The organism is Synechococcus sp. W55.1 (genome assembly GCF_047461655.1).
GTDB lineage: Bacteria > Cyanobacteriota > Cyanobacteriia > Thermostichales > Thermostichaceae > Thermostichus.
This window is the reverse complement of record NZ_JANSHN010000001.1, coordinates 80,854-103,262: the sequence shown is the minus strand read 5'-3', so window position 1 is coordinate 103,262 and position 22,409 is coordinate 80,854. Positions and strand designations below refer to the sequence as shown.

General features: G+C 58.6%; 15 protein-coding genes and 1 pseudogene. 7 read left to right on the top strand and 9 right to left on the bottom strand.

The window, feature by feature from the left end; all coding sequences use genetic code 11:
- Positions 1-510: 510 nt before the first annotated feature.
- Positions 511-2,126 (bottom strand): annotated as a pseudogene (locus NW816_RS00410) (cation-translocating P-type ATPase); the annotation flags it as partial.
- A gap of 377 nt (positions 2,127-2,503) precedes the next feature.
- On the opposite strand from NW816_RS00410, the gene NW816_RS00405 reads away from it, so the two are divergent.
- Entirely contained in the window at positions 2,504-3,856 is a 1,353-nt protein-coding gene (locus NW816_RS00405; protein WP_414407853.1) for an FAD/NAD(P)-binding oxidoreductase, read from the top strand.
- A gap of 54 nt (positions 3,857-3,910) precedes the next feature.
- Here NW816_RS00405 and NW816_RS00400 read toward each other — a convergent pair whose 3' ends face one another.
- Together NW816_RS00400 and NW816_RS00395 are read right to left on the bottom strand one after the other, a co-directional pair.
- On the bottom strand, positions 3,911-5,515 hold the full coding sequence (locus NW816_RS00400) for a serine/threonine-protein kinase (protein WP_414407852.1): 1,605 nt from the start codon (positions 5,513-5,515) through the stop codon (positions 3,911-3,913).
- Positions 5,516-5,581: 66 nt separating this feature from the next.
- Positions 5,582-6,823, bottom strand: a complete 1,242-nt coding sequence (locus NW816_RS00395; RefSeq protein ID WP_414407851.1) for an HhoA/HhoB/HtrA family serine endopeptidase — start codon at positions 6,821-6,823, stop codon at positions 5,582-5,584.
- A gap of 189 nt (positions 6,824-7,012) precedes the next feature.
- Here NW816_RS00395 and NW816_RS00390 point away from each other — a divergent pair, with 189 nt between their 5' ends.
- The 3 genes from NW816_RS00390 to glgP all read left to right on the top strand — a co-directional run bounded on the left by NW816_RS00390 (position 7,013) and on the right by glgP (position 11,668).
- A complete protein-coding gene (locus tag NW816_RS00390) occupies positions 7,013-7,546 on the top strand; it encodes a nucleoside deaminase (RefSeq protein ID WP_414407955.1) in 534 nt (177 codons plus the stop codon).
- Positions 7,547-7,808: 262 nt separating this feature from the next.
- Positions 7,809-8,993: a SpoIID/LytB domain-containing protein gene (locus tag NW816_RS00385; RefSeq protein WP_414407850.1), complete on the top strand. Its 1,185-nt coding sequence runs from the start codon at positions 7,809-7,811 to the stop codon at positions 8,991-8,993.
- Positions 8,994-9,466: 473 nt separating this feature from the next.
- Positions 9,467-11,668, top strand: a complete 2,202-nt coding sequence (gene glgP, locus NW816_RS00380) for an alpha-glucan family phosphorylase (protein ID WP_414407849.1) — start codon at positions 9,467-9,469, stop codon at positions 11,666-11,668.
- A 115-nt stretch (positions 11,669-11,783) separates the two neighbouring features.
- Here glgP and ftsH read toward each other — a convergent pair whose 3' ends face one another.
- Positions 11,784-13,700: an ATP-dependent zinc metalloprotease FtsH gene (gene ftsH, locus NW816_RS00375; protein ID WP_414407848.1), complete on the bottom strand. Its 1,917-nt coding sequence runs from the start codon at positions 13,698-13,700 to the stop codon at positions 11,784-11,786.
- Positions 13,701-13,960: 260 nt separating this feature from the next.
- Here ftsH and NW816_RS00370 point away from each other — a divergent pair, with 260 nt between their 5' ends.
- Complete coding sequence (locus NW816_RS00370; RefSeq protein ID WP_414407847.1) at positions 13,961-14,434, top strand: phycobilisome protein; 474 nt, start codon at positions 13,961-13,963, stop codon at positions 14,432-14,434.
- On the opposite strand, the gene NW816_RS00365 is transcribed toward NW816_RS00370, so the two are convergent.
- The 4 genes from NW816_RS00365 to NW816_RS00350 form a co-directional block, all read right to left on the bottom strand.
- Positions 14,431-14,691, bottom strand: coding sequence for a ferredoxin-thioredoxin reductase variable chain (locus NW816_RS00365; RefSeq protein WP_414332109.1), 261 nt, complete (start codon positions 14,689-14,691; stop codon positions 14,431-14,433). The genes NW816_RS00370 and NW816_RS00365 overlap by 4 nt on opposite strands.
- 347 nt (positions 14,692-15,038) lie before the next feature.
- Complete coding sequence (locus tag NW816_RS00360; protein WP_414407846.1) at positions 15,039-16,448, bottom strand: cytochrome c biogenesis protein; 1,410 nt, start codon at positions 16,446-16,448, stop codon at positions 15,039-15,041.
- 111 nt (positions 16,449-16,559) lie between these two features.
- On the bottom strand, positions 16,560-17,309 hold the full coding sequence (locus NW816_RS00355) for a cytochrome c biogenesis protein CcdA (RefSeq protein ID WP_414407845.1): 750 nt from the start codon (positions 17,307-17,309) through the stop codon (positions 16,560-16,562).
- A gap of 68 nt (positions 17,310-17,377) precedes the next feature.
- Positions 17,378-18,268 (bottom strand): prephenate/arogenate dehydrogenase, encoded by an 891-nt coding sequence (locus NW816_RS00350; protein ID WP_414407844.1) that lies wholly within the window; start codon positions 18,266-18,268, stop codon positions 17,378-17,380.
- Positions 18,269-18,777: 509 nt separating this feature from the next.
- On the opposite strand from NW816_RS00350, the gene NW816_RS00345 reads away from it, so the two are divergent.
- Entirely contained in the window at positions 18,778-19,176 is a 399-nt protein-coding gene (locus tag NW816_RS00345; RefSeq protein ID WP_414330450.1) for a hypothetical protein, read from the top strand.
- On the opposite strand, the gene NW816_RS00340 is transcribed toward NW816_RS00345, so the two are convergent.
- Entirely contained in the window at positions 19,173-21,092 is a 1,920-nt protein-coding gene (locus tag NW816_RS00340; protein ID WP_414407843.1) for an ABC1 kinase family protein, read from the bottom strand. The two genes, NW816_RS00345 and NW816_RS00340, sit on opposite strands and share 4 nt — an antisense overlap.
- Before the next feature lie 210 nt (positions 21,093-21,302).
- On the opposite strand from NW816_RS00340, the gene NW816_RS00335 reads away from it, so the two are divergent.
- Complete coding sequence (locus NW816_RS00335; protein ID WP_414407842.1) at positions 21,303-22,181, top strand: lysostaphin resistance A-like protein; 879 nt, start codon at positions 21,303-21,305, stop codon at positions 22,179-22,181.
- The last annotated feature ends 228 nt before the right edge of the window (positions 22,182-22,409 follow it).

The window sequence follows — 22,409 nt, the reverse complement described above, 5'->3', positions numbered from 1 at the left end:
TTGGTCTATAAACTAGGTGAACACCGCCTCAAGGTGTTGGTCATCAACCCTGAGAAAGGCTCAAGGAGGCGGATGTATAAATCGATACCGATTCTAAGCCGTTGCCTAGAGCGGACTGGTAGGCTTCTCGGCTTAGACCGGGCAACTGAGGACGACATAAAGGTAGTTAAGCAAATTAAGGTAGGTGGAGAAGCATCCGAGGAAGAAGGAGGTCAACCCCCACCAGAAGAAGGTGAGGAAGGGGGAGAAACTGAAACCCGCGAGATTATCTATTACCGGCTTGGGAGCTGGAGGGCCGATAGGATAATACTGGTCTATAAGAAGTACATAGAGGAGTCGGGAGGAGAAGAAGGGGGGCAACAACAAGGAGGAGAAGGGGAAGGAGCAGAGAGAGAGAGAAGATACAAGCTAAAAAGGCTCTACATCCCCATCCCAAGTTGGGCGCCAAACTACGTGGTGCTCCCGACTCTGTTTTCCAAAGCAGAAGCGGCAGGCCTAGAACTTGTAGGAGCCTATCGCCACGGCTACATGATCCCTGCACCCGGTCAATTGGGCAAAGGCCAGAACTCGCAGCCCCTGCAGCGCCAAGGCCTACCTGCTGGCGAATCGGCTCTGCTTCCAAGGGCTGGATCTCCCCTTGGGATCCCATCTGGCTGCAGCAGCGCAGCAAGAGAGCTTCTGCGGATCCCTTGACGTAAATGCAATGCTCCTCCGGCCCCAATCTGTGTAAGGTAGCCATGTACTGAAACTGGGATTCAAAGGGGAGGGTATCTAGGCGAGGGCGGCAGCGCTGCAGATCTTCTCGATCCAAGCCCCCTTTCTGAGCCGCCACAAGCAGAGCCGCCTCGGTGGGATCCCCTACCACCTCCCACTGGCCGTTGTCTTTGGGTTGCAGACGGGTGTCATTGCAGAGGCAGCCGGCCAAGAGACAAGCCTGTAACGCCAGCAGCCGCTCCACTTCCACTGGATCACCCCCCTCCTGGGCCAGGATTTGTCCCTGAGGACTGTAGCCACTGCCCGTAACTTGGTAGAGCTGGGATCCGGCGTAGATGGCCTGCACCGTCATCTGGTTTTCCGTGAGGGTGCCGGTTTTGTCAGAGCAAATTACCGTAGCGCTGCCCAGGGTCTCCACCGCCGGCAGCTTGCGGATAATGGCGTGGCGTTTTGCCATGCGGGAAACCCCAATCGCCAAGGTTACAGTGACTACCGCCGGCAAGCCTTCGGGGATAGCACTCACCGCCAGCGCCACTGCCGCCTCAAAGACACTGGCCGCCCCCTGTCCCTGAGCCAATCCCACCAAAAAGGTGAGCCCGGCCAAGCTGAGGATGATCCTGAGCAGCATGAGGCTGAATTCCTCGAACTTGCGTGTTAGGGGAGTTTGCAGGGATCCCCTTTCCTCGATCAGCTCAGAAATGCGGCCCGTCTGGGTTTGGTTGCCGATGGCCACCACCACTCCTGCCCCTTGGCCGAAGGTGACGAAGCTGCCGGCGTAGGCCATGTTCTGGCGGTCCGCAAGAGAAGTCTCCTCTGGCAGGGATCCCAGCCGTTTTTCCACCGGCACCGACTCCCCTGTCAGGGCCGATTCATCCACCTGTTAAGTTGCGCACGCTTAGCAAGCGCAGGTCGGCGGGCACCTTATCTCCCGAGCTCAAGAGCACCACATCCCCCGGCACCAGCTCCCGCGAGGGCACCCGCAGTTTTTGCCCCTCCCGGATGACAGTAACCTCCGTCACCACCGACCGAGCCAGAGCGGCAATCGCTTCCTCCGCTTTGGACTCTTGGATGTAGCCGATGAGGGCGTTGATCACCACCACCGCCCAGATCACGATGGCATTGCGCCAGGATCCCAAGAACGCCTTGACCGCCCCGGCAACCATCAAGATGTAGAGCAAGGATTGGTTGAACTGCTGCAGAAACTTCACCCAGGCCGGGGTAGCTGCCTTGGCCTTTAGCTCGTTGGGGCCATATTGCTTCTGCCGCTGGATCACCTCAGCCTGAGATAGACCCCGCTCCAAAAGCGCTGCCAGAGGCAGTTCCTCTGCAACAATTTGGCGGGCAACATCCTCTTCGGGCAGAGCGTGCCAGGGAGCAACCGGCAATGAGCCAGCAGGGATGGATTTTGCCATCGTGATGAAGGTCTCCAGTTGAATCGCAACAGAACTTGAAGGCCAGCCGTGAACCCAGCGGCAAATCCTTCGTACAGTCCACAGCCTAGCGGATGCTGCTCATCCTCCGAGATGCCACTGCTGCCACCAGCGTCAACAAAGCCTAAGTCCCAGGCTAAGATTTGCCTCAAATTCTCGACAGCTTGAAAAAATGGCTATATTCTTATCGGGTGTTATGATTACGCTTGTTTCCCAGCTGCAGCTCCTGAAGGCTGGCAATCTGCAGAGTCTTCTACGGATTGCCAGTTCGGGGTTGTTGGCTGTCATTTAACAGGTTCTTCCGCATTAAACTAAACAGCTTCTTGAGCTCAAGTTCAGTTCTGTTTGAGGAAACTGCTGTGTCAACGACTACTAAGCCAATGGAACTCAAAACCCAATCCCCACCCGCCTCCACCCAAACGAACGGGCGCCCTGGCGTCGAGGGATCCATCTCCAGAACTTCGCAACCTGTCATTCACCATCAAATTGTTGTAGTGGGAGGAGGGGCTGCCGGCATCAGCGCAGCGGCCCAGTTGCTGGAGCGCAAGCGTAACCTCGACATCGCGATCATCGAGCCATCCGACAAGCATGACTATCAGCCGGGCTGGACGCTGGTGGGCGGGGGCATTGCACCGCTAGCTAAGTTTGTTCGCGATGAAAAAACCGTGATCCCCAAAGGAGCTAAGTGGATCCAAGCGCGAGTCGCGGAGCTAGATCCGGATCACAACCGCGTGATCACGGAGAGCGGGCAGATCATCGAATATGATTACCTCATCGTTGCCCCAGGGATCCAAATCGACTGGCACTTGATCGAGGGCTTGCCGGAGGCGCTGGGCAAAGGAGGAGTAACCAGCAACTACTCCAAGGACTACGCCCCCTACACTTGGGAGACCATCCGCAACTTCAAGGGGGGAACAGCCATCTTCACGTACCCGGCTACCCCAATCAAGTGCGGTGGCGCCCCCCAAAAAATCATGTACCTGGCCGACGATGTTTTCAAAAGCAAGAGCGGCGTCGGGGTCAACACCAAGGTTCTCTTCTGCACAGCCACTCCCACTCTCTTTGCCGTGCCGGAGTACAGCGCCGCCCTGGAGAAGGTGGTAGAGCGGCGAGGGATCCAGGTGAAATTCAAGCACAACCTCAAAGCCATCCGGCCTGAGACTCAGGAAGCCATCTTTGAAGTCACCACCGACAATGGCAAAGAAGAGGTGAGCCTGCACTACGACATGATCCACGTGGCTCCGCCCATGAGCGCTCCGGACTTTGTCAAGCGCAGCCCCCTGGCCGGGCCGGGAGGATGGGTGGATGTGGATAAGGCAACGCTGCAGCACACCCGCTACCCCAACGTGTTTTCCTTGGGAGATGCCTCTTCTCTGCCAACGTCCAAAACGGCGGCTGCCGCCCGCAAGCAAGCGCCGGTACTGGCGGAAAACCTCTTGGCCGCCATGCAGTCGAAGCCGCTAGTGGCCCGCTACGACGGCTACACCTGCTGCCCCTTGATTACGGGCTACAACTCCCTGATCATGGCTGAGTTTGCCTACAATGCAAAGCTAGCTCCCTCCTTCCCCCTGGACCCAACGCGGGAGCGCTACTCCATGTACCTAGCCAAGGTGCATCTATTACCCTGGCTCTATTGGAACCGCATGCTCAAGGGCAAAAAGTTTGAGGCAGACATCTTCAAGCCCATCAACAAGCTGGTGCACCGCTACTAGGGCTTTCTATCCCCTCACTCCCCAGCCCCTCTCCCTTTGGGAGGGGGGAGTTTTTTACAGGCAAGCTTTGAACTTTTTCAATACCGCCCGATCCAGCATCAGCAGCGCCGCACGTAGGCCACCTGAGTAGCCCCAAAAAAAGCCCACTGGCAGATGACCCTTGGGCGCTGCCAGACGGGTTGTGAGCTCCCCATACCCCAGCCAGCGGCCCTGCACCTGCCAGCCGACTCTTTCCCCCATGCAGTCTTCGCGGGGCAAGGCTAAGAAGGAGCCCGAACGGATCCCTCCTCTTCCCTCCGGGTCACACTCCTGCCAAAGCTGCTTCTGGACGGTAAAGCCAAAGCGCCCATGGCTGGCCCGCACCCACAGTTGGTCAATCAGCCGCAGCATGGGGCAGGGGAAGGCCTGAACATCCTTGGGATCAAAAAAGCCCACTTGCGAGCGCCCAGCAAGCTTCAGCATCAGGGCTGTCGTCCAGCGATCCGCCTCCCCCCACTGCCCCGCTCGCAGCCGATCCCACAGACCTTGCAAGGCAGGGGCTGCTTCCCCCACCCACTCTGGCCAAGAGAGAGTTCCGGGCAGGGATCCCCCCTTCCCTCTCTCCTCTGGACAGACCTCAGGAAAAATCAGGGATCCGGATCCCTCTTCTCTTCCAGCTTTTTTGGCAGTGGCAGGGGTGGGAGGTGCCACCAGTTGCTCTAGCTCTTCCGCCGAGTGCCGGGACAGGAGCTGTTCCAGCTCGTCTTGGGGTTGTGGAGGCTGGGCCAAGATCTGCTCCAGCTCCCTCAGCTCTTGGGTGCGGATGGCTGGCTCAAAAGCAACCGGCTTCCTCCCTTGTTGAGAGGCTTCTGCCGGTAACAGTGCCAGCCACTCGGCCATGGTTTGCGGGCGCTCTTCTGGGTGGAGAGCCATCCCTTTGAGAATGGCAGCCTCCACAACCTCGGGAATGTTGGGGTTAAGGCTGCGAGGGGTATCCAACTGGCGGCCTGTGGCCCGCACTGGCGCACACATAGGCACCATCCCCGTCAGCGCCGTGTAGAGGGTTGCTGCCAAGGCGTAGACATCGGTGAAGGCGCCGCGGCGGCGCAAGCTGTCGTATTGCTCTAGAGGAGCATAGCCATCGGTGCCGTAGGAGGTGTGGCGTTGGATCAGACCTTGGGTGTAGCCGCGAGCTAGGCCAAAGTCGATCAAAACTGCCTGCCCGGATCCCTCCCGCACCATGATGTTGGATGGCTTCACATCCCGATGCAGGATCCCCTGTTCGTGCAAGGCCATCAGGGCAGATCCCACCTCCCGCGTCAGGCGCAGGGCTTCCGGCAGGGGCAACGGCCCTTTTTGCCGCAGAAGCTGGTGCAGAGTCTGGCCGCGGATGTACTCCATCACAATACACCAGCGCTCCTGCTCCCAGATCACTTCTTCCACCTTCACCACATGGGGATGGTGGCAGCGGGCCAGTTGCAGCGCCTCGTTCATGAAGTTCTGCTGGAAGCGGGGATATTCGGGATCCCGACTGATGCTGTCGCTTAAAACTTTGATGACCACCTGGTCGGCACGGACGTTATCCCAGGCCCGGTAGGTAATGCCGAAGCCCCCCTCTCCTAAGATGGCCTCAATGCGGTAGCGCCCCCCCTGTAGTCTTTCGCCGACTGCCCAAGCCATACCTGACCCCCGCCTCTAGGGCCATTGTGTCACGGGGATCAGTAAATTGACGGCACATAAAACTGCTTAGAAGTCTACGGGCAGCACTCCCGTCTTCACCTGGAAGGTGCGTGCCTGTCCATTTCGGATGACCCGCAGCGTCAGCGTATTGCCCACCCCAGCGGCTTCCACCAACTGCTGCACCTGCTCGGCATCGCGGATGGCCTGCCCATTGATTTCAGTGATCACATCCCCCTCCCGCAAGCCAATCTCCTCAGCCGGGGATCCCGAAATCACCTGCCCGATCAAGACCCCTTCTTCCACTGTCAGCGTGGTGGGACGAGCGGGGTCGCGGTTGAGGCGCGCCACAATGTCAGGGTTGAGGGTGATCATGCGAATGCCCAAGAAGGCGTGTTCTACCCGACCGTCACGGATCAGTTGCTCGGCAATGTCCATGGCGCGGTTGATGGGGATGGCAAAGCCCACACTCTGGGCCCGCTGGAAGATGGCCGTATTCACCCCAATCACGCGGCCTTCCGCATCCAGCAGTGGGCCACCCGAGTTGCCGGGGTTAATGGCCGCATCCGTTTGCAGGAAAGTCACCCGCTTGTTGACAGCCCCAATTTGCCCGGAGGAGCGCCCAACAGCACTGATGATCCCGGCAGTCACGGTATTGTCTAGGCCCAGCGGGTTGCCAATGGCAATAGCCCAATCCCCTGGTCGCACCAAGTCAGAGTTACCCAGGGTAACCGTGGGCAGATTCTCCCCCTCAATTTTGATCACTGCGATATCGGTAACCGGATCTGAGCCCTTCACCTCTCCTTCAAAGGTGCGCCCATCCAGCAGATGAACCCTGACTCGCTCGCTGCCTTCCACCACATGGGCGTTGGTGAGGATCAGGCCACTGGCGTCGATGATAAAGCCCGATCCGGTGCCTTCTTGCCGAAACTCCTGCGGCAACTGCGGTAGTTGATCCCCAAAGAAGCGGCGAAACAGGGGCTGGTTGAACAGTTCTGGGTTGACCCCCCTCGACACGGTGCGGGTGGCATCGATGCGCACCACCGCTGGGCCGACCTTTTGGGCGACTGCAGCAATAAAATTAGAAGGCCGGACGGCATCGGCGGGAGGGGCAGAATTCGCAGCCTCAGGGCGGGGCTCAGACCAGGGCAAAAGGGATCCTACTCCCTCACCGGCCCGTTGCGTCCAAGTGACCAGAGGAGTTTGCTGTAACCACTCCTGCCCCGATCGAGACGATAGCCAGACCCCACCCGCGACGCCTCCACCAAACAGAGCCATCGCCAAAAGTGTGTGCCGTAGAATCCGCGCCATGATCCCTCCCAAAGCTAAGCCGTATCGCCAAGACTCAAAAGGCGTGAACCAGCTCCCTGACTTACGCCGTCGAAACTCAGTTCACTCCTGGCCTATTCTACCTATTTTTACTCTTCCTTTCGGATTTCGGGGTATGTGTGTTCACCTTAGCAAATCTTGCGGGCAAAGGCAGTGCTCGAAACACCCAAAATGATCGGGGATCCGAGCGAGCTCCATTCCTCCGAGCCGCAAGGGTGGGATCTGTGGCAGCGCCACCGCGCCTGGATGCAGTTGGCCTTGCGAGAAGCTGAGCAAGCGGGAGAAGCCGGAGAGGTTCCGGTGGCAGCTCTGGTGGTCGGGCCAGGGGAAGAGCTGTTGGCCCTGAGCAGTAACCGGCGGGAACGGGATCGGGATCCCACGGCCCATGCGGAGATTCTGGCCCTACGGCAGGCAGGGCAGCGCTTGGGCGATTGGCAGCTGCAGGGCTGTCGGCTGTACGTCACGCTTGAGCCTTGCCCCATGTGTGCGGGGGCAATCAGCCAATCGCGGCTGGCCCAGGTAATCTACGGCGCCGATGATCCCAAGGCCGGAGCACTGCGCAGCGTGCTCAATTTGCCAGCTTCTGCCGCCAGCTTCCATTGCCCGGAGGTCATCGGCGGAGTCTGCGAGGCCGAGTGTCGCCGCCTATTGCAGCAGTGGTTTTGCCACCGGCGCGGGATCCCCTCTGAGCCGGCTGAATCCTGACCGAGGGACTGGGGGCGGAAAATTCTGGGTTGAAGTCGTGCATCTGCAGGATGTTTTTGATACTGTCATAACGGGTTCGGCTGGCCCTTGCCCGGGATCCCGCACCAGCCTCAAAAAAGGCTTTCCGAGTGCGGGATCTCTTGAGCCCAACGGTGGCCGCTTGGGTTGTTGAGGGTGCGTCGGCCCTATGCCTGGATTCTCAAAACCCGACTTGTCCGGGATCCCTCGCCGGCTGTGATACTCTTTCCCAGAGGATTGGTGTGTGACTATTACCCTCTCCTTCTCTCCTCCGCCATCAGCCTCGATTAGAGGTATTGCCCTCCTGGTTTGGGCTTGGCTGTGCTTAACTTTTCCGGTGCAGGCACGGGTGCTGCTGCGGGTAGGTATTGCCGTCAACAAGCCCCAGGTCACCGTCGGCAGCTCTACCGGAGCCCGCCTATTGAATGCCCAGGGACAGCCGCTGGCAGAGGTGCAGGCCATGCAACCGCTGCAGGCCAGCCGTTCGGGTTCAGCAGTCAGTTTGGCCGGCCAACAGGGAGAACGTCTTTACCTACAGCCCACCACCTCCGATGGGTTAGTGTTTATCGACCAGAATTGGTACCGTGGCTTGGTGGAGTTGATCCCCGGCGAGCGTGGGGTGATTGCCATCAACCAAGTTGGCTTGGAAGACTACGTTTCCAGCGTAGTGGGCAGCGAGATGGGACACCGTTTTCCCATGGAGGCTCTCAAAGCCCAAGCCGTGGCCTCCCGCACCTATGCCCTCTACCACCGCAGTCGCCGTTCCCAGCAGCCTTTTGACTTAGGAAACGGGATTGATTGGCAGGTTTACAAGGGGGTAGCTGCCGAATCCAGCCGTACCCAAGCGGCTGCCCGTGAGACCGCCGGGCAGGTTCTCATCCACCAGGGGCAGTTGATCAATGCGGTTTTCCACTCCTCTGCGGGGGGACATACAGATGATGCAGGCAATGTCTGGTTAGAATCGCGGCCCTACTTGCAGGGGGTGCCCGATTTCGATCACCACTCACCGGTGTTTAGCTGGACGGCCACCGTTCCTGCCCAACAGATTCAGCAATTGGCTGCCGGGATCGGTGCCATTCGTTCTGTGGAGGTACTGCGCAGCTCCCCGTGGGGACGGGCAATCACGGTGCGCTTGACGGGATCCCAAGGGATCAAAGATCTCAATGCCGGCGATTTTCGTCGGGCTCTTGGGTTGCGCAGCACAAAGATTGCCATTAGCCCGCGCGGGGAGGCCACCACTACGGCCAGCCTGGCTCCTGTGGCAGGGACATTCCCAGCTTTCTTTGAGATTCATGGGCGGGGCTACGGGCACGGGGTGGGCATGAGCCAGTGGGGAGCTGCCGCCCTGGCCAGCCAAAACTACTCTTACCAACAGATCCTCAGCCACTACTACCGCAACACCACCTTGGCAGTGGTGGAAGGACGTTAGGGCTCAACTTCAGGGAGAAGCCAACAAAATCATCGATTGGTAGCAAAAGTAGCTGCAGTTTTTAAGAGCTTATGGAAAGCAGCATTCTGAGCATTCTATACAGATCTGGAGGGGTTTCCCAAGGGTTCGTTGGGGTTCTGTAGATTTTGTTAACTTTGAGTTAACTCTAATGTTGCACCATCTCTTACGATAGACGGGCAGCTTCTAGACGGGCAGCTTCTGCCGGAATCGAAAGCTGGCCTGCCTGCGACCCCTGTTTTTGAAGGCTCCGCGCTGCTGTGGCAAGATCGGGAGAAGCCCTGGAAAATTTGGGTTACGTCCCCTGAAGATTTTGTAGAGATCTTGAATTCCCCCCTCAGAATCCTCAGGATCGGCTCAATAATAGGCTCAATAATAATTGAGATACGTTTACCAGGATCGACCTCTACCTCTTCTTTTTCGAGCCCATAACTTTAACCCCAGGTATCTGTCCTATGTCCATTGCCACCTTAGCTCCTGCTTTTCCCGAACGTTGTCCGGTGCTGCCGGAAGCGCTCACGCCCCTGTGCGAGATCGCCCGCAACTATTGGTGGACCTGGAACCCCGATCACCTCACCATTTTCCGGGAAATGGATCCCGCCCTGTGGGAAAAAACCTCCCACAACCCGGTGCGCATGCTGGAGGAGGTTTCCTACTTGCGGTTGGCAGCCTTGGCCACCGATGTGAACTACCTCAACACGTTGAACCGGATGGTGCAGTCCTATCGGAAGTACATGGCGGCTGAGGATACCTGGGCCAAGCGCACCATGAAAACCTACGACTGGCAGCGTCCTATTGCCTATTTCTGTGCCGAATACGGCTTGCACGAGTCTTTGCCCACCTACTCTGGCGGGCTGGGTATGTTGGCTGCCGATCACCTCAAGTCGGCCTCGGATTTGGGAGTGCCCCTGGTGGCCATCGGGTTGCTCTACCGTCAGGGCTACTTCCAACAGCGCCTGGACAACAATGGCTGGCAGGGGGAGCTTTACGAAGACTCTGAGTTTGAGTCTCTGCCGTTGACTCTGGTGCGCCAGCCGGATGGCAGCCCTCTGTTGGTGGAAGTGGCGATGCGGCAGCGGTTGGTGAAGGCGCGGGCCTGGCGGGCGGACGTGGGCCGGGTACCTCTTTTTCTGCTGGACACCGACCTGCCGGAGAACGACCCCATCGATCGCTGGATTACCGCCCACCTCTACGGGGGCAGCACCGATACTCGCATTGCCCAAGAGTGCATCCTGGGTATCGGTGGGGTGCGCCTGCTGCGCCAGTTGGGTTTGGATCCCATGGTTTATCACATGAATGAAGGGCACGCTGCTTTCCTGACGCTGGAGTTGCTGCGGGAGGAAGTGGCGCGGGGCACCCCCTTCGAGACGGCGGAGGCCAAGGTGCGGGAAAAATGTGTGTTTACTACCCATACACCGGTGCCGGCTGGCCACGATGCCTTTAGCCCCAATGAGATGGATGCGTTCTTTGCCTCCTTCTGGCCTCAACTGGGCCTGACGCGGGAACAATTTTTGGCCTTGGGAGCTCGGCGCACCGGGGATCCCTGGGAGCACTTTAACATGACAGTCCTGGCTTTGCGGTATGCGCGGGCGGCCAATGGGGTAAGCAAGCTCCACGGACGGGTTTCTCGCGAAATGTGGCGTGTGCTCTACCCCGAGCGATCGGTGGATGAGGTGCCCATCAGCTCCATTACCAATGGGGTTCACGCCCGTACCTGGGTTTCCCCTCTTTTTTGGAACCTCTACGACCAGTACTTGGGCCCCGATTGGCCGGAGCGGGTGTCAGACCCGGAACTGTGGGCCAAGGTGGAAGAGATCCCAGATGAAGAACTGTGGCGGCGCAAAGAGGCTCTGCGGGAGCGGCTGGTGTCTTTTACCCGTCACCGGGTGTTGCGGGCCCGGCGCAATCGCGGCGAAAGCAATGAGCGCATCCAAGCGGTCAACCAGTTGCTGGATCCCAAGGTCTTGACGATTGGGTTTGCCCGCCGCTTCAGCACCTACAAGCGAGGAGATTTGATCCTGCGAGATCTGGAGCGAATTACCCGCATCTTCACCAACAAAGAGTACCCTGTGCAAATTATCTTCGCCGGCAAGGCCCATCCCCGGGATGAAGGGGGCAAGCGCCTGATCCAGCGGGTGGTGGAATGGTCGAACCGGCCTGAGGTGGCCAACCGGGTCGCCTTCATCGAAAACTACGATGCCTATGTCGGTCGCAATTTGGTGCAGGGGGTCGATGTGTGGCTGAACAACCCGCGACGCCCTCTGGAAGCCTCTGGCACCTCAGGGCAAAAGGTGGGCTTCAGTGGGGGATTGAATTTGTCGGTACTGGATGGCTGGTGGCCGGAGGGTTACAACGGTCGCAATGGCTGGGCTATTGGCCAAGAAATCGAAGGTCTGGATCCCGCTGCCCAAGACGACTTGGACGCCAACTCCCTCTACGACTTGTTGGAGTATGAAGTAATCCCCATGTTCTACGACCGGGATGAGAAAGGGATCCCACGTCGTTGGATTGCCCGCATGAAGGAGGCCATCCGCACCCTCAACCCCGTTTTCAACACCGACCGCATGGTAGCGGAGTACGTGCTGAAAATCTACGAGCCTCAGCCCCTGGAAGCAGAGGCGAGCCGGACTTTGTTGGGTTCGGCTGTTGCCGGCTAGGGTGGACTCCCCTCACCCAGAGGGAGAGCGGGAATAACATCAGGCAAAACATTGGAATCCCCCCTCCTCAATGAGGAAAAGCAGGGATCCCGGGTTTGCGCTTGGGGAAAAGAGACTAGGCGCTGGCGTTGACGGCCATAGGCAGAGTCAACGGCTCTGGCTCCTCTTCGGGGGGCAGCATCACCACCTCAGAGTTGTCGATGATGGCCTGCAGCTCTTCCCCATCGATGGTTTCGGCCTCTACCAGGCGGCGGGCAATCCGATCCAAGAGGGCGCGGTTTTCTCGAATCAAGTAGGTGGCCCGTTGGTAGGCCTCGTTCACCAGCCGCCGCACCTCTTCGTCGATGAGGGCTGCTGTTTCCTCCGAGAAATCCCGTTCTGCGGCGATCTCCCGGCCCAGGAAAATGTTGGTGTACTGGCGACCTAGGGCTACATTTCCCAGTCGGTCGCTCATGCCAAAGCGGGTCACCATGTTGCGGGCGATGCGGGCCACCTGCTGCAGGTCACTGGCTGCCCCTGTGGTGATCTCCGACTCTCCATAGACCACTTCTTCGGCCACGCGCCCACCCAAGGCAACAGTCATCATGTTCTTCAGATGGGCACGGGTGGTGAGCCCCATGTCGTCATCGCTGGGCATGAACCAAGTGAGACCACCCGCCTGGCCACGGGGGATGATCGTCACTTTTTGGATGGGATCGTAGTTGGGCAAGAGGGATCCCACCAGGGCATGGCCCGCCTCGTGGTAGGCCACCAATTCCTTGCGCCGCTCGCTCATCAGCCGATCCTTCTTCTCTGGGCCGGCCAACACCCGATCCACCGCGTCGTTGATCTCGTCCATGGAGATCTCGGTGAGGTTGCGGCGGGCTGCCAGAATGGCTGCTTCGTTCAGGAGGTTGGCCAAATCGGCACCGGTAAACCCAGGAGTACGGCGGGCCAATTTCTCCAGATCCACATCCGCAGACAGAGTTTTACCGCGGGCGTGCACCTTGAGGATCTCCAGGCGGCCTTGGAAGTCGGGGCGATCCACCGTAACTTGGCGATCGAAGCGACCGGGCCGTAGCAGCGCTGCATCCAGCACATCCGGGCGGTTGGTGGCGGCGATGACGATAATGCCGGAGTTGCCCTCAAAACCGTCCATCTCGGTGAGCAGCTGGTTCAGAGTCTGCTCCCGTTCGTCGTTGCCACCTCCCAAGCCAGCTCCCCGCTGGCGACCGACCGCATCAATTTCGTCGATGAAGACGATACAGGGAGCATTTTGCTTGGCTTGCTCGAACAGGTCCCGTACGCGAGAAGCGCCGACCCCGACAAACATCTCCACAAACTCAGAGCCAGAGATGGAGAAAAAGGGCACACCTGCTTCTCCGGCTACGGCGCGGGCCAACAGGGTCTTACCGGTGCCGGGCGGGCCCACCAGCAGCACCCCGCGGGGAATCTTGGCTCCCAAAGCGGTGAAGCGCTCTGAGTTTTTCAGGAAATCCACCACCTCTGCCAGCTCCAGCTTGGCCTGATCGATGCCGGCCACATCGTTGAAGGTAATCTGGGTTTTCGGCTCCATTTGCACCCGCGCCCTGGATTTGCCAAAGTTGAGAGCTTGGCTGCCTGGGCCATTTTGAGCCCGCCGCAGCAGGAAAAAGAGCCCCAGCAAGAGCAAAACCGGCAGGAAGAAGGTGCTGAGAATGCGCCCGAGTAGCCCCTCCTCTTGGACAGGACGCACGGCCAGCTCCACCCCGTTGGCAACCAGGGTGTTCTCAAACTCAGGGGTAAGGGGGGGCAGATTCACCTGCACTTGGGTGGCGCGGTTGTTGATTTCTGCCTCGGCAATGGCAACTTGGCGACCATCCGGGGCCGTCTCCACCAAAACTTTGCTGACCTCGCCCCGTTCGACGCGGCTGATTAGGTCGGAGTAGCTGATCTCCAAACGCTCAGGCGGGCGAGTACCAAAGAAGGTGGTGGCTAAAGAGATCAAGACGATGGCCAGTAGCGCATATAACCCCGCGCTTCTCCATTTCTTGTTTTTACCTTTCTGACTCACGGAAGTGTTTCCTCCCAAAGGGTGTTTTTGAATCGAACTCGCAGATGGCGACTTGTGGGTAACAATCTGGGGTCGAGTGGGTTCTTGCAGCAACAGACTGTTAATTAATATTAACCTGACTGAGAGGGTTGCCGGGGATCCCTGCAATTCCCCTCTTCTGGCCAGGAGTTTGGGGATAGGATTGAGGGACCAAGGCTGTGCCGTCAGCCAGGATAGGTGGTGTTTTTTCCATTCTCATTCCAGCTTGCCCAGGGATCCCTATGCTGACTCAACTGCGCGAACTGAGCATCGCTGCCGACGGACGGTATCTCAGGGATGAAGAGCTGCAGTTCATGGAGACCTACCTAGCCTCCTTTGACCTTCGCCTGAGCGCCTATCGCAAGATTCAGGCGGCGGAGGCCCAGATCATCCGGGATGTGGAGATGAAAATGCGCGCGCTGGATCCCTACTTGCTCATGCGAGGGGTGGAAGACTTCAGCAACAAGTGGAAGGCTGACACCGTGCGGGTTTTGCGCCTTTCGGCCTTAGCCATGCTCTTGGATGATGAGCAGCGCTACAAAGATCGATTTCTCTACTGGTTCCAGACCTTAATGCGGGCCTTCCGCACCCAACGCAGTTGCGAGGCCACCTATCGCTTCCTACAAGAAGTGATAGCCAATTACCTCACCCCCGAGGAAGCCAAGTTGATCAGGCCGATTCTGGAAACCAACCGCACGCTGCTGGGCCTTAACTAGGCCGCCGTCCCGGCGGGCTCTTCAGAGTTGGCCGGCTCAACCACCTCTAGCTCATCAGCTTGGAGATGCGCACGGAACTTGTTGTCAAACTGCACCTGAAAGGGAAAGTTGGCGCTGATCGGGCGGCCATTCCAATCTCGAAGCACGGCCTTCAGTTCCCCTTCCATACCTTTGAGGTCAAAAGGTTGATTGCGATGTTCCGGGTGGTGATAGACAATCACGCTGGTACGCACCCGCACCCGATCTCCAACTTTCATGTCTTGCCCTCCTGAAAAGGCAGCATACTGCAGGAACCGACTGGAAACACTCTAACTCAATCTCTAAGCAAGCTTTCCGGATGTGGAGAAGTGTGTGGAAACTGAAACAGTAGTTTGCATTTTTCTCAAGTTCCCTCTCACTTTGGATGACCCGAGAACATCCCCTCAAACTCAAGCCATGAGCCCGACCCAAGGGATCCCCCTGACTGGCCACTGGATCCCTGCATTGTATACATCCTTCCAGAGAACTTTAGGATGTGGCAAGGAAAATCAAATGAGGGCTTTCAACCTCATGGGATCCCTATTGGGCAGGAGATAGAGCTCAGTTTCGGAGGAAAAGGCAGCACCTATCCAATCTCAGCTTCCGCCAGGATCTGGGAAAGAGAGAAGGCGACCTTTTGTTGCTCCACCAAGCGGTCGAATTCTCGCTCGAAAGTAACCAAGGCCCGGTTGGTTTTGCCCCCCAAGTAGAGCCCCGTCTCCGTTTGCAAGGCCCAGACTTGGCTGTAGCTGAAGTAGCTCATCACCACCCCCACCATCAACAGCCCAAATCCGAGATACACCGCAGGGATCCCCGGATCCGATTTAATTTGCAGTCCGGTAGCGCCGATCACCTCATCCAGATGCAGAGTGAGCGGGTTGGGGAAGCGTTGGGGAGCGATTTCGTCGAGGGCCAAGCTCATGCCTTGGCGCAGGGATCCCATCCATTGCCCTTCAGTGTCGTAGAGCAGGGCTGTCCCCTGCAAATCCGGCAGCAGCAGCGTGAGTCCCTGGCTCATGTCCGGCTGGGTGGGCACAAAAGCGCCCCAGAGTTTGTTGCCTGCCTCGGTACGCACCGGCACCACCGGGATTTGAAAAGTGGGGCTGTTGTTGATGCGGATGCGGATGCTGTCGATGCTCCAATCGGCTTGGTAGAGGGTCACACCCCGGTAGGAGAGAGGATGGTTGACGGAAATGGTCTGACGTTTGACCTCCTGACCCTGATCCAAGATCGAGAGGTCGGAATAAAACTGCTTGACACGGCCATCGGCAGCGTAGTCAATCCAGAAGCGATTGGCCCGAATTTGCCAGGTGGGCAAGTGAGCACGAGCCAGATCTCCCGCTCCGGTCAAGTGTTGAATGGAAGCCACGCTGCCGCTGGGAATGAGTTCTTGGGCCTTGAAGCCGCCAATGCTGCCCCAAATGGCCCCCAGCAAGATCAGCAGCATACTGACATGCACCAAGATGGGGCCGATCCTGCCGATCAACCCTTTGCGGGCGTAGAGGTGATGGCCCTCCTGAAACACCAGGTAGCCCTGTCGGCGCAACCGCTCCGGCAGACCTTGTAAAGATTGCTGAGGCAGATACGTCCGAAACGGCAGGCGCTGAAAAGACTGCGGGCGGGTGAGATAGCTCCAACGGCGGGCCCCCTTCAACATCGGCCATTGGCGCGTCAGGGAACAGGCGGCAAGGCTGCTGCCGAACAGGATCAAAATGGCCAGAAACCAAGGGGTGCGGTAGACGTGATCCAATCCCAAGCTCAGGATCACCCGCCAGGTGAGAAAGCCAAACAGGGCCGGATGCTCTGGATAGTGAGCCTGATAAAAAGCCGCCGTTTCCTCTTGCTCGATCACCGTGCCGGTGGCGCTCAAGACCGCAATTGCCAACAAAAGGCCAATGGCCAGGCGCAGATCCGCCAGCAGCGGCAGCAGCTCATGACGAAAGTAGCGCCGCAGCGAGGAAGCCCAGCGGGCAAGCGGGAGAGAGTATATGACCATGAGAAGTTTGTCGGCTTAAGATTCAGACCGCTGCTCTTGCCAGGCAAGGTGCAGTCCCCAACAGGGTGCTGTAGGTGTAGCCCCATCTTAGCCTGCAGCAGCAGGGATCCCTTAGGCCCAAGCCGACAAGATTGTTACGCTGCCGAACCCCACCAACACCACCCCACTGGCATAAGTGAGCCAGCCCGACCAGCGCCGCAGGGCCAACAGTTGCTTCACCAACCCGGTAAACACCCCCGCCAGGAGCAGAGGAAAGGCCAATCCCAGCCCGTAAGCCAGCAGCAGCCCGCCTCCTACCCAGGGTTGCCCTGTGGTGGAAACCCAGGCCAGCAAAGCCACCAAAACCGGCGTACTGCAGGGAGAGGCCACCAGGCCAAAAGTTAACCCCAGCAACACTGCCCGACCCAGCCTGGGCCATTCTCCGGGAATCTCGAGGCGGTTAAACCCATCGGGAAAACGCAGGGGGATCACCTCTAACAAGTTCAGCCCCATCAAAATAGCAATTCCCCCCGCCACAACAGGCCCGAAGGATCCGGTTTGTCCGTAAACGCGACCCAGCAAAGCTGCCGACAAACCCAGCAGGGTCAGGGTAAAAGCCACCCCAGCCGCAAAACCCAAAGATTGAGCCCAAACTTGCCGCCGCCCTTCCCCAGCCGTTTCCTCAGAAGCGGGGGTGTAGCCGCCGATGTAGCCGATGGTCACTGGCAGCATAGACAGCGTGCAGGGGGAAAGACTGGTGAGCAAGCCCGCCAGACCCACCACCAACAGACTAACGGGAGAAAGGTGCTGCAGTTGAAACTGCACCAGCTCAGTTGCCCATTGTTCTAGGTGGTAAAGCCAGAGCTGAGCCGTGCTCAACATAAGCTCGATCTGTCCACATAAGCCCAAGGTAGCATGAAGGATCCCCGAGCCCGTTCAAGATATCTTTGCTATCCATTCCCACCGCGCAGGTTGTGAGGAATTCCGCGAGGATGGTTGACGGGGAACTGCTGCCATTCCTGTTGAGCTCGTTGCAGCACCCGGAGCAATTCGTCCCACCTTTCGCCAGCGATCAACTGCTCTATCTGTCGCAGCTGAGCTTGGTAGCTGCTCAGGGCAGTCAGCAGCGCCTGTCGGTTGTGGCGGGCCATTTCCAAACCCAATTGCGGGATCCCTCCGCCAACACGGCTGGTATCGCGGAATCCGCTGCTGGCCAAAGTGCGGGCCAATTCCAGAATCGCGGGATCCCCTTCTTGGCTAACCGCTGCGATCAAACTGGCGCTGACCATAACTGGCAAATGGCTGATCCAGGCCACCGCTCGGTCATGGCGTGCGGGATCCGTGAGGACAGCTTCTGCGCCAACAGCAGCAATCAGTTCTTTCACCGCATCGAGAGCCTGAGGTTGGGTCTCGGCGATGGGAGTGAGCACGTAAGGCCGCCCCCGAAACAAGTCAGCTTCTGCCGCTTGGATCCCTTGCAGGCTTTTGCCGGCCATGGGGTGCCCCCCCACAAACCAGGGCCACAATTCGGTTGCCGGAGCAACGATGGGCTGCTTAACCGAGCCGACATCGCTCACCACGGTTTCTGCCGACAAATAAGGCAACAGGGCGGCTAGCGTGGCCAACACCTGCTCCAGAGGGGTACAGATCAGCACCATTTGCGGATCAAAGCGAGCCAACTGGGCCAACTCGGTTCCACAGCCTTGGACAGCACCCCGTTCCAGAGCCTGTTTGCAGGTGGCCGGGTTGCGGCTTATCCCCCAGACGGGATATCCCTTTTCGGTCAGTTTGAGGGCCAGGGATCCGCCAATCAACCCCAACCCGACAATGGCAATGCGCATAGTATCTCAGTAAGCCAGTGAAACTCCTTTTTGGACACCACCAACAACCGCTTCCAGGTGTAGTAGGAGGCTGCTCCCGTAGCTCAGCGATACTCGCCACCGGCGGGCAAGCCTAGTTCCTTCCGAAGCTCCCGCCGCAGCAGCTAAATTCTCGGCCAGGGACTGTCCACTTGTCCATTTTTAAGTCAATATAGGGGTAATATCCGGGCTTGCTTGCCCTGCGGATTCGTGGTAGCCAAACTGGCCTCCGACAGGAAAAACAAGGGCAGGCCTTGGATGTATTGGCAGGAGCTCGGCCCGCTGTGGACTGCTGTTGCGCCGAAGGGATCCCAGCCTTTCGTGCCGGCTCAGCGCAGTTCTTCTTCGCTTACTCAAGAGCAGGTGTCCCTCTTCTCAGCGATTCTCCAGAACTGTACCCATCGAGCCACTTTCACAGCGGGCTCGGCTTTTGGCCTGCGAGTTCCCGCTTTAACCCCCGTTGGGGAGCACTCTGTCGTTTAGGAGATTCTATGCCTAGTGAACCCAAAACCCGCAAGAGCCGTGAAAGCACTAACCCGCGCCCGCGCGACCGTCGTCGTGAATCGGCCAAAGGGAGCAAAGGGGCAGTCTCAGCCACCCATCTCTCCTTGCCGAAGTTAATTCAAGAGAATGCGGTGCTCCAATCTCGCAGCCAGTTGTTGTTGATGTACAGTGACTTCCAAACCGAAATGCCCAACGATGGCAAAACCGGTGTGGGCACCTGGCTACAGTCTCGACTCAAGGAGCACGGCATGCCCAGCCTGCTGCGTTTTGGCCCCCGCTCCCGCCCCCAGGTTTTCCGCCGCGATGAATTTTCCGAGTGGATTACGCTGGCTCTGGCCTCTGTTAACCCCAACAGCGATACTGCCCCCCAAGAGCACCTGAGCTAGGCCGGAAGGGGAAGTTGAGCGGTAGAAGCAGAGGTTGCTGGCCCAGGGATCCCGCCACGCCCGTTGAGGGAAGAGGGTGAACTGGGCTTTTCTGTATCCGGCAATAGCAGGTCGCGGATGAGGCGAGCTGCCGAGCGTTGCAACCAGCGGGAGGCCAATTGACGGCCCAGTTGTTGAGCTTCCGGTTTGGCAGCCACCTTGGCAACAATCGGCAGAAGCTGCAGCGGCTGAAAGCTCGGGTTGCTGCTGAGGAGTTCCCACAGACGCTGCAAATGAGCCAAGCCATCTGAGCCACCCTGGGATCCCGAGCTGGAAAAGAGCACATCCACTAGGCGCTCCCGCAGGAAAGCGCCCCGCTCAGAAAAGATAAAATCAACGGCCTTTTCCAGGGATCCCTGCAGGTCAAAATCCTCGCTGTTGACGGCGTTGCGCAGCAGGTTCTCCAGGCGGTTCCAGCGAAATTGCCCCTGGTTAAACAGCAGCTCCCGCAGAGATACGCGCAGCTCCGGGGCCGGGTCGGTGAGCAGGCGCTGAGCCACGTAGGGATAGGCCACGCTCAACACCTTAAAGTTGGGATCCAGGCCGATGGCGATCCCTTCCAGGGTGAGCAAAGAGCGGATGATCAAGGCGTAGTAGGCGGGAACTCGAAAGGGAAAGTCGTACATCACCCCCGAGAGCCGATCGGTGATGCTCTTGAAATTCAGTTCGGAGACCGATTTGCCCATCGCTTCGGCGAAGACAGCTTCCAGAGCAGGGATGATGGGAGTCAGGTCGGTATCTGGATCCAGGAACTCCAAGTCCACGTAGTCTTGGGCCAGCCCGGCAAAGTCTCGGTTTACCAAATGCACAATCGCCTTGATCAGGCCGTAGCGCTGATGGGGCGCGATGGTGCTCATCATGCCGAAATCGATATAGGCCAACCGTCCATCCGGCATCGCCAAGAGGTTGCCCGGGTGGGGATCGGCGTGGAAAAAGCCATTTTCCAAAAGCTGCTTGAGGGAGCAATTGACGCCGATCTCGATCAAGTGCCGTCCATCCAGCCCCGCAGCAGCGATTTTGTCAACCTGAGTCAGCTTGATGCCATCAATCCACTCCATCGTCAGCACCTTGGTGCGGGTGTACTCCCAGTAAATTTTGGGAGCGTAGATGGAGGGGTGACGGTACAGCGCCAGGAACCGCTCGGCATTGCGGCCCTCCTGCGTGTAGTCCATTTCTTCGTAGAGGCGCCCGGCAAACTCATCGACGATGCCCACCAGGTCGCTGCGGATGCGGCGGAAAGTTTTTTTGGCCCACAGCGCCAAGCTGCGAACAATGTACATGTCGAGAGAGATGCGCCCGATCAAATCGGGCCGCTGCACCTTGACGGCGACTTTCTCCCCGCTGTGCAAGTAGGCCTGGTACACTTGCCCCAAGCTGGCGGCGGCAATCGGCTCGGGGCTGATTTCTCGAAAGATTTTGTCTACGGGTTTGCCGATTTCCGACTCGATGAGGGCAAAAGCGATGGCATTGTCAAAGGGGGGCAGCTCATCCTGCAGTTTGGCCAGTTCCTCCAGAAACAGGGGCGAAACCAGATCGGGACGGGTGGAGAGGGCTTGGCCGATTTTGATGGCTGTCGGCCCCAATTCCGTGAGGATCTCCCGTAGCCGGGCCGCATGTTTCGGGCGATTCTTCAGTTCTACTCCCCGCCAGCGATCCCAAAACACCCAGGCCAACAAGCCCAAAAAGGGGGTGATCAACTGAAACAGGCGCCGCACCACCAGATCCCAGCGCCCTCGATATTGCTTGGCCAACTGCTCTGGGTCGTAACGCAAGCTTGGCTCAGGAACCACCCCCAGATCTGCCGGAGGGATGGAGACAGCCCCAGAACCCAAGCCATCCTGCCTCGCTGCTGTTGTCACTACCGGTGTTGCGCCCATAGATGCCCCAACGGATTCCGTAACACATCTTAACTTGCTGGCTCAGCCTGGCGACTCTTGGAGGCGGCCACCGGCCTGCTCGATTGGGCTTGAAAAGGCCGGCCAAACCTTCAGAAAAGGATCTTCATCCTCTCCCGGAGAAGGTGACAGCAGCCCACCTACGGGGATCCCCGCCAAACCTAAAATGGGAAAACCGCGATCTCTGCCTTTGTGTCTGGATCCCCCCCTCTGCCGCCTGCCGAGCCGAGTTCGACCGGATTTGCAGCCCTTAAGGCGCGCCACGTGCTGTTGGCCTTCTTGGTGATCAACCTGGGCGTGGGTTTGGGAGCCGTGGCTTTGGCCCAGATGTTGCATCTCCCACCGGATGATCCACTGCTGGCCTACCTGGTCTATTGCTCCACTTTTGTCCTCACCTGTATTTGGAGCTGGCGGCGGGGGCAGCAAGCCCATCTGCAGATGAGGCGGCTGTGGGGCAACTGGCGGGCTGCTATTCCCTGGGGATCCCTGCTGCGGGTGGTGCCGGCTTTGCTGGTGCTCTCCCTGGGCACAACTTTGTTGATGCTCTACCTGGTATCCCTGCCTGCGCCGGAGCTGGCGGAGTCGATGCTGCACTCACTGGGGGAAGAGGATGGAGAAATGGCCTGGCCGCAGGTGTATCAGGGGTTGCGCTGGCTCTCGATTGGGGTGGTGGCCCCCATAACGGAGGAGTGGCTGTTTCGCGGCATCTTGCTACACCGCTGGGGCCTCAAGTGGGGCCTCTCCAGAGGGCTACTGGCTTCTTCTGTGGTGTTCGGCCTGCTGCACCCCAACCCAGTCGGGTTGACGGTGTTCGGCTTGGTGATGGGCCTGTTCTACTTGCAGACTCGCTCCCTGACCTTGCCTGTCTTGGCTCATGCCTTGAACAATCTCTTGGCCTTAGCGCTGGGATCCCTGGCAGGAGGAAGCCCAGAACCAGCCGCTCCGATTGGGGTCTTTCACCTCTACTTTGGCCTGTTCTGTCTGGGGATAGCTGGGTTCATTTTGGTTCCCTTCGTCCGCTTCCATTGGCCGGAGCGTGGGGCTTGCTTGCCCTATTTCCTGAACCGCTGAGTATTGACTTCCTCACACTTTCCCTCCTGTCTGACGGACTTGTCTGACAGAAGAGCGCTGCCGTGGGATCCCCATGGGAAGTAGCGGAGGTTTGATTGATAAGGAATGCAAAGAAAACGCCAAAAACTGTCACTCGATCTCGGGAAAAAGCTGTGTGGATGGGGATATCCTGAAATAGGCAGCAACAGATTCCAGTGCAAAGTTTAGCTGTGGCTCGCTGGCCGATGG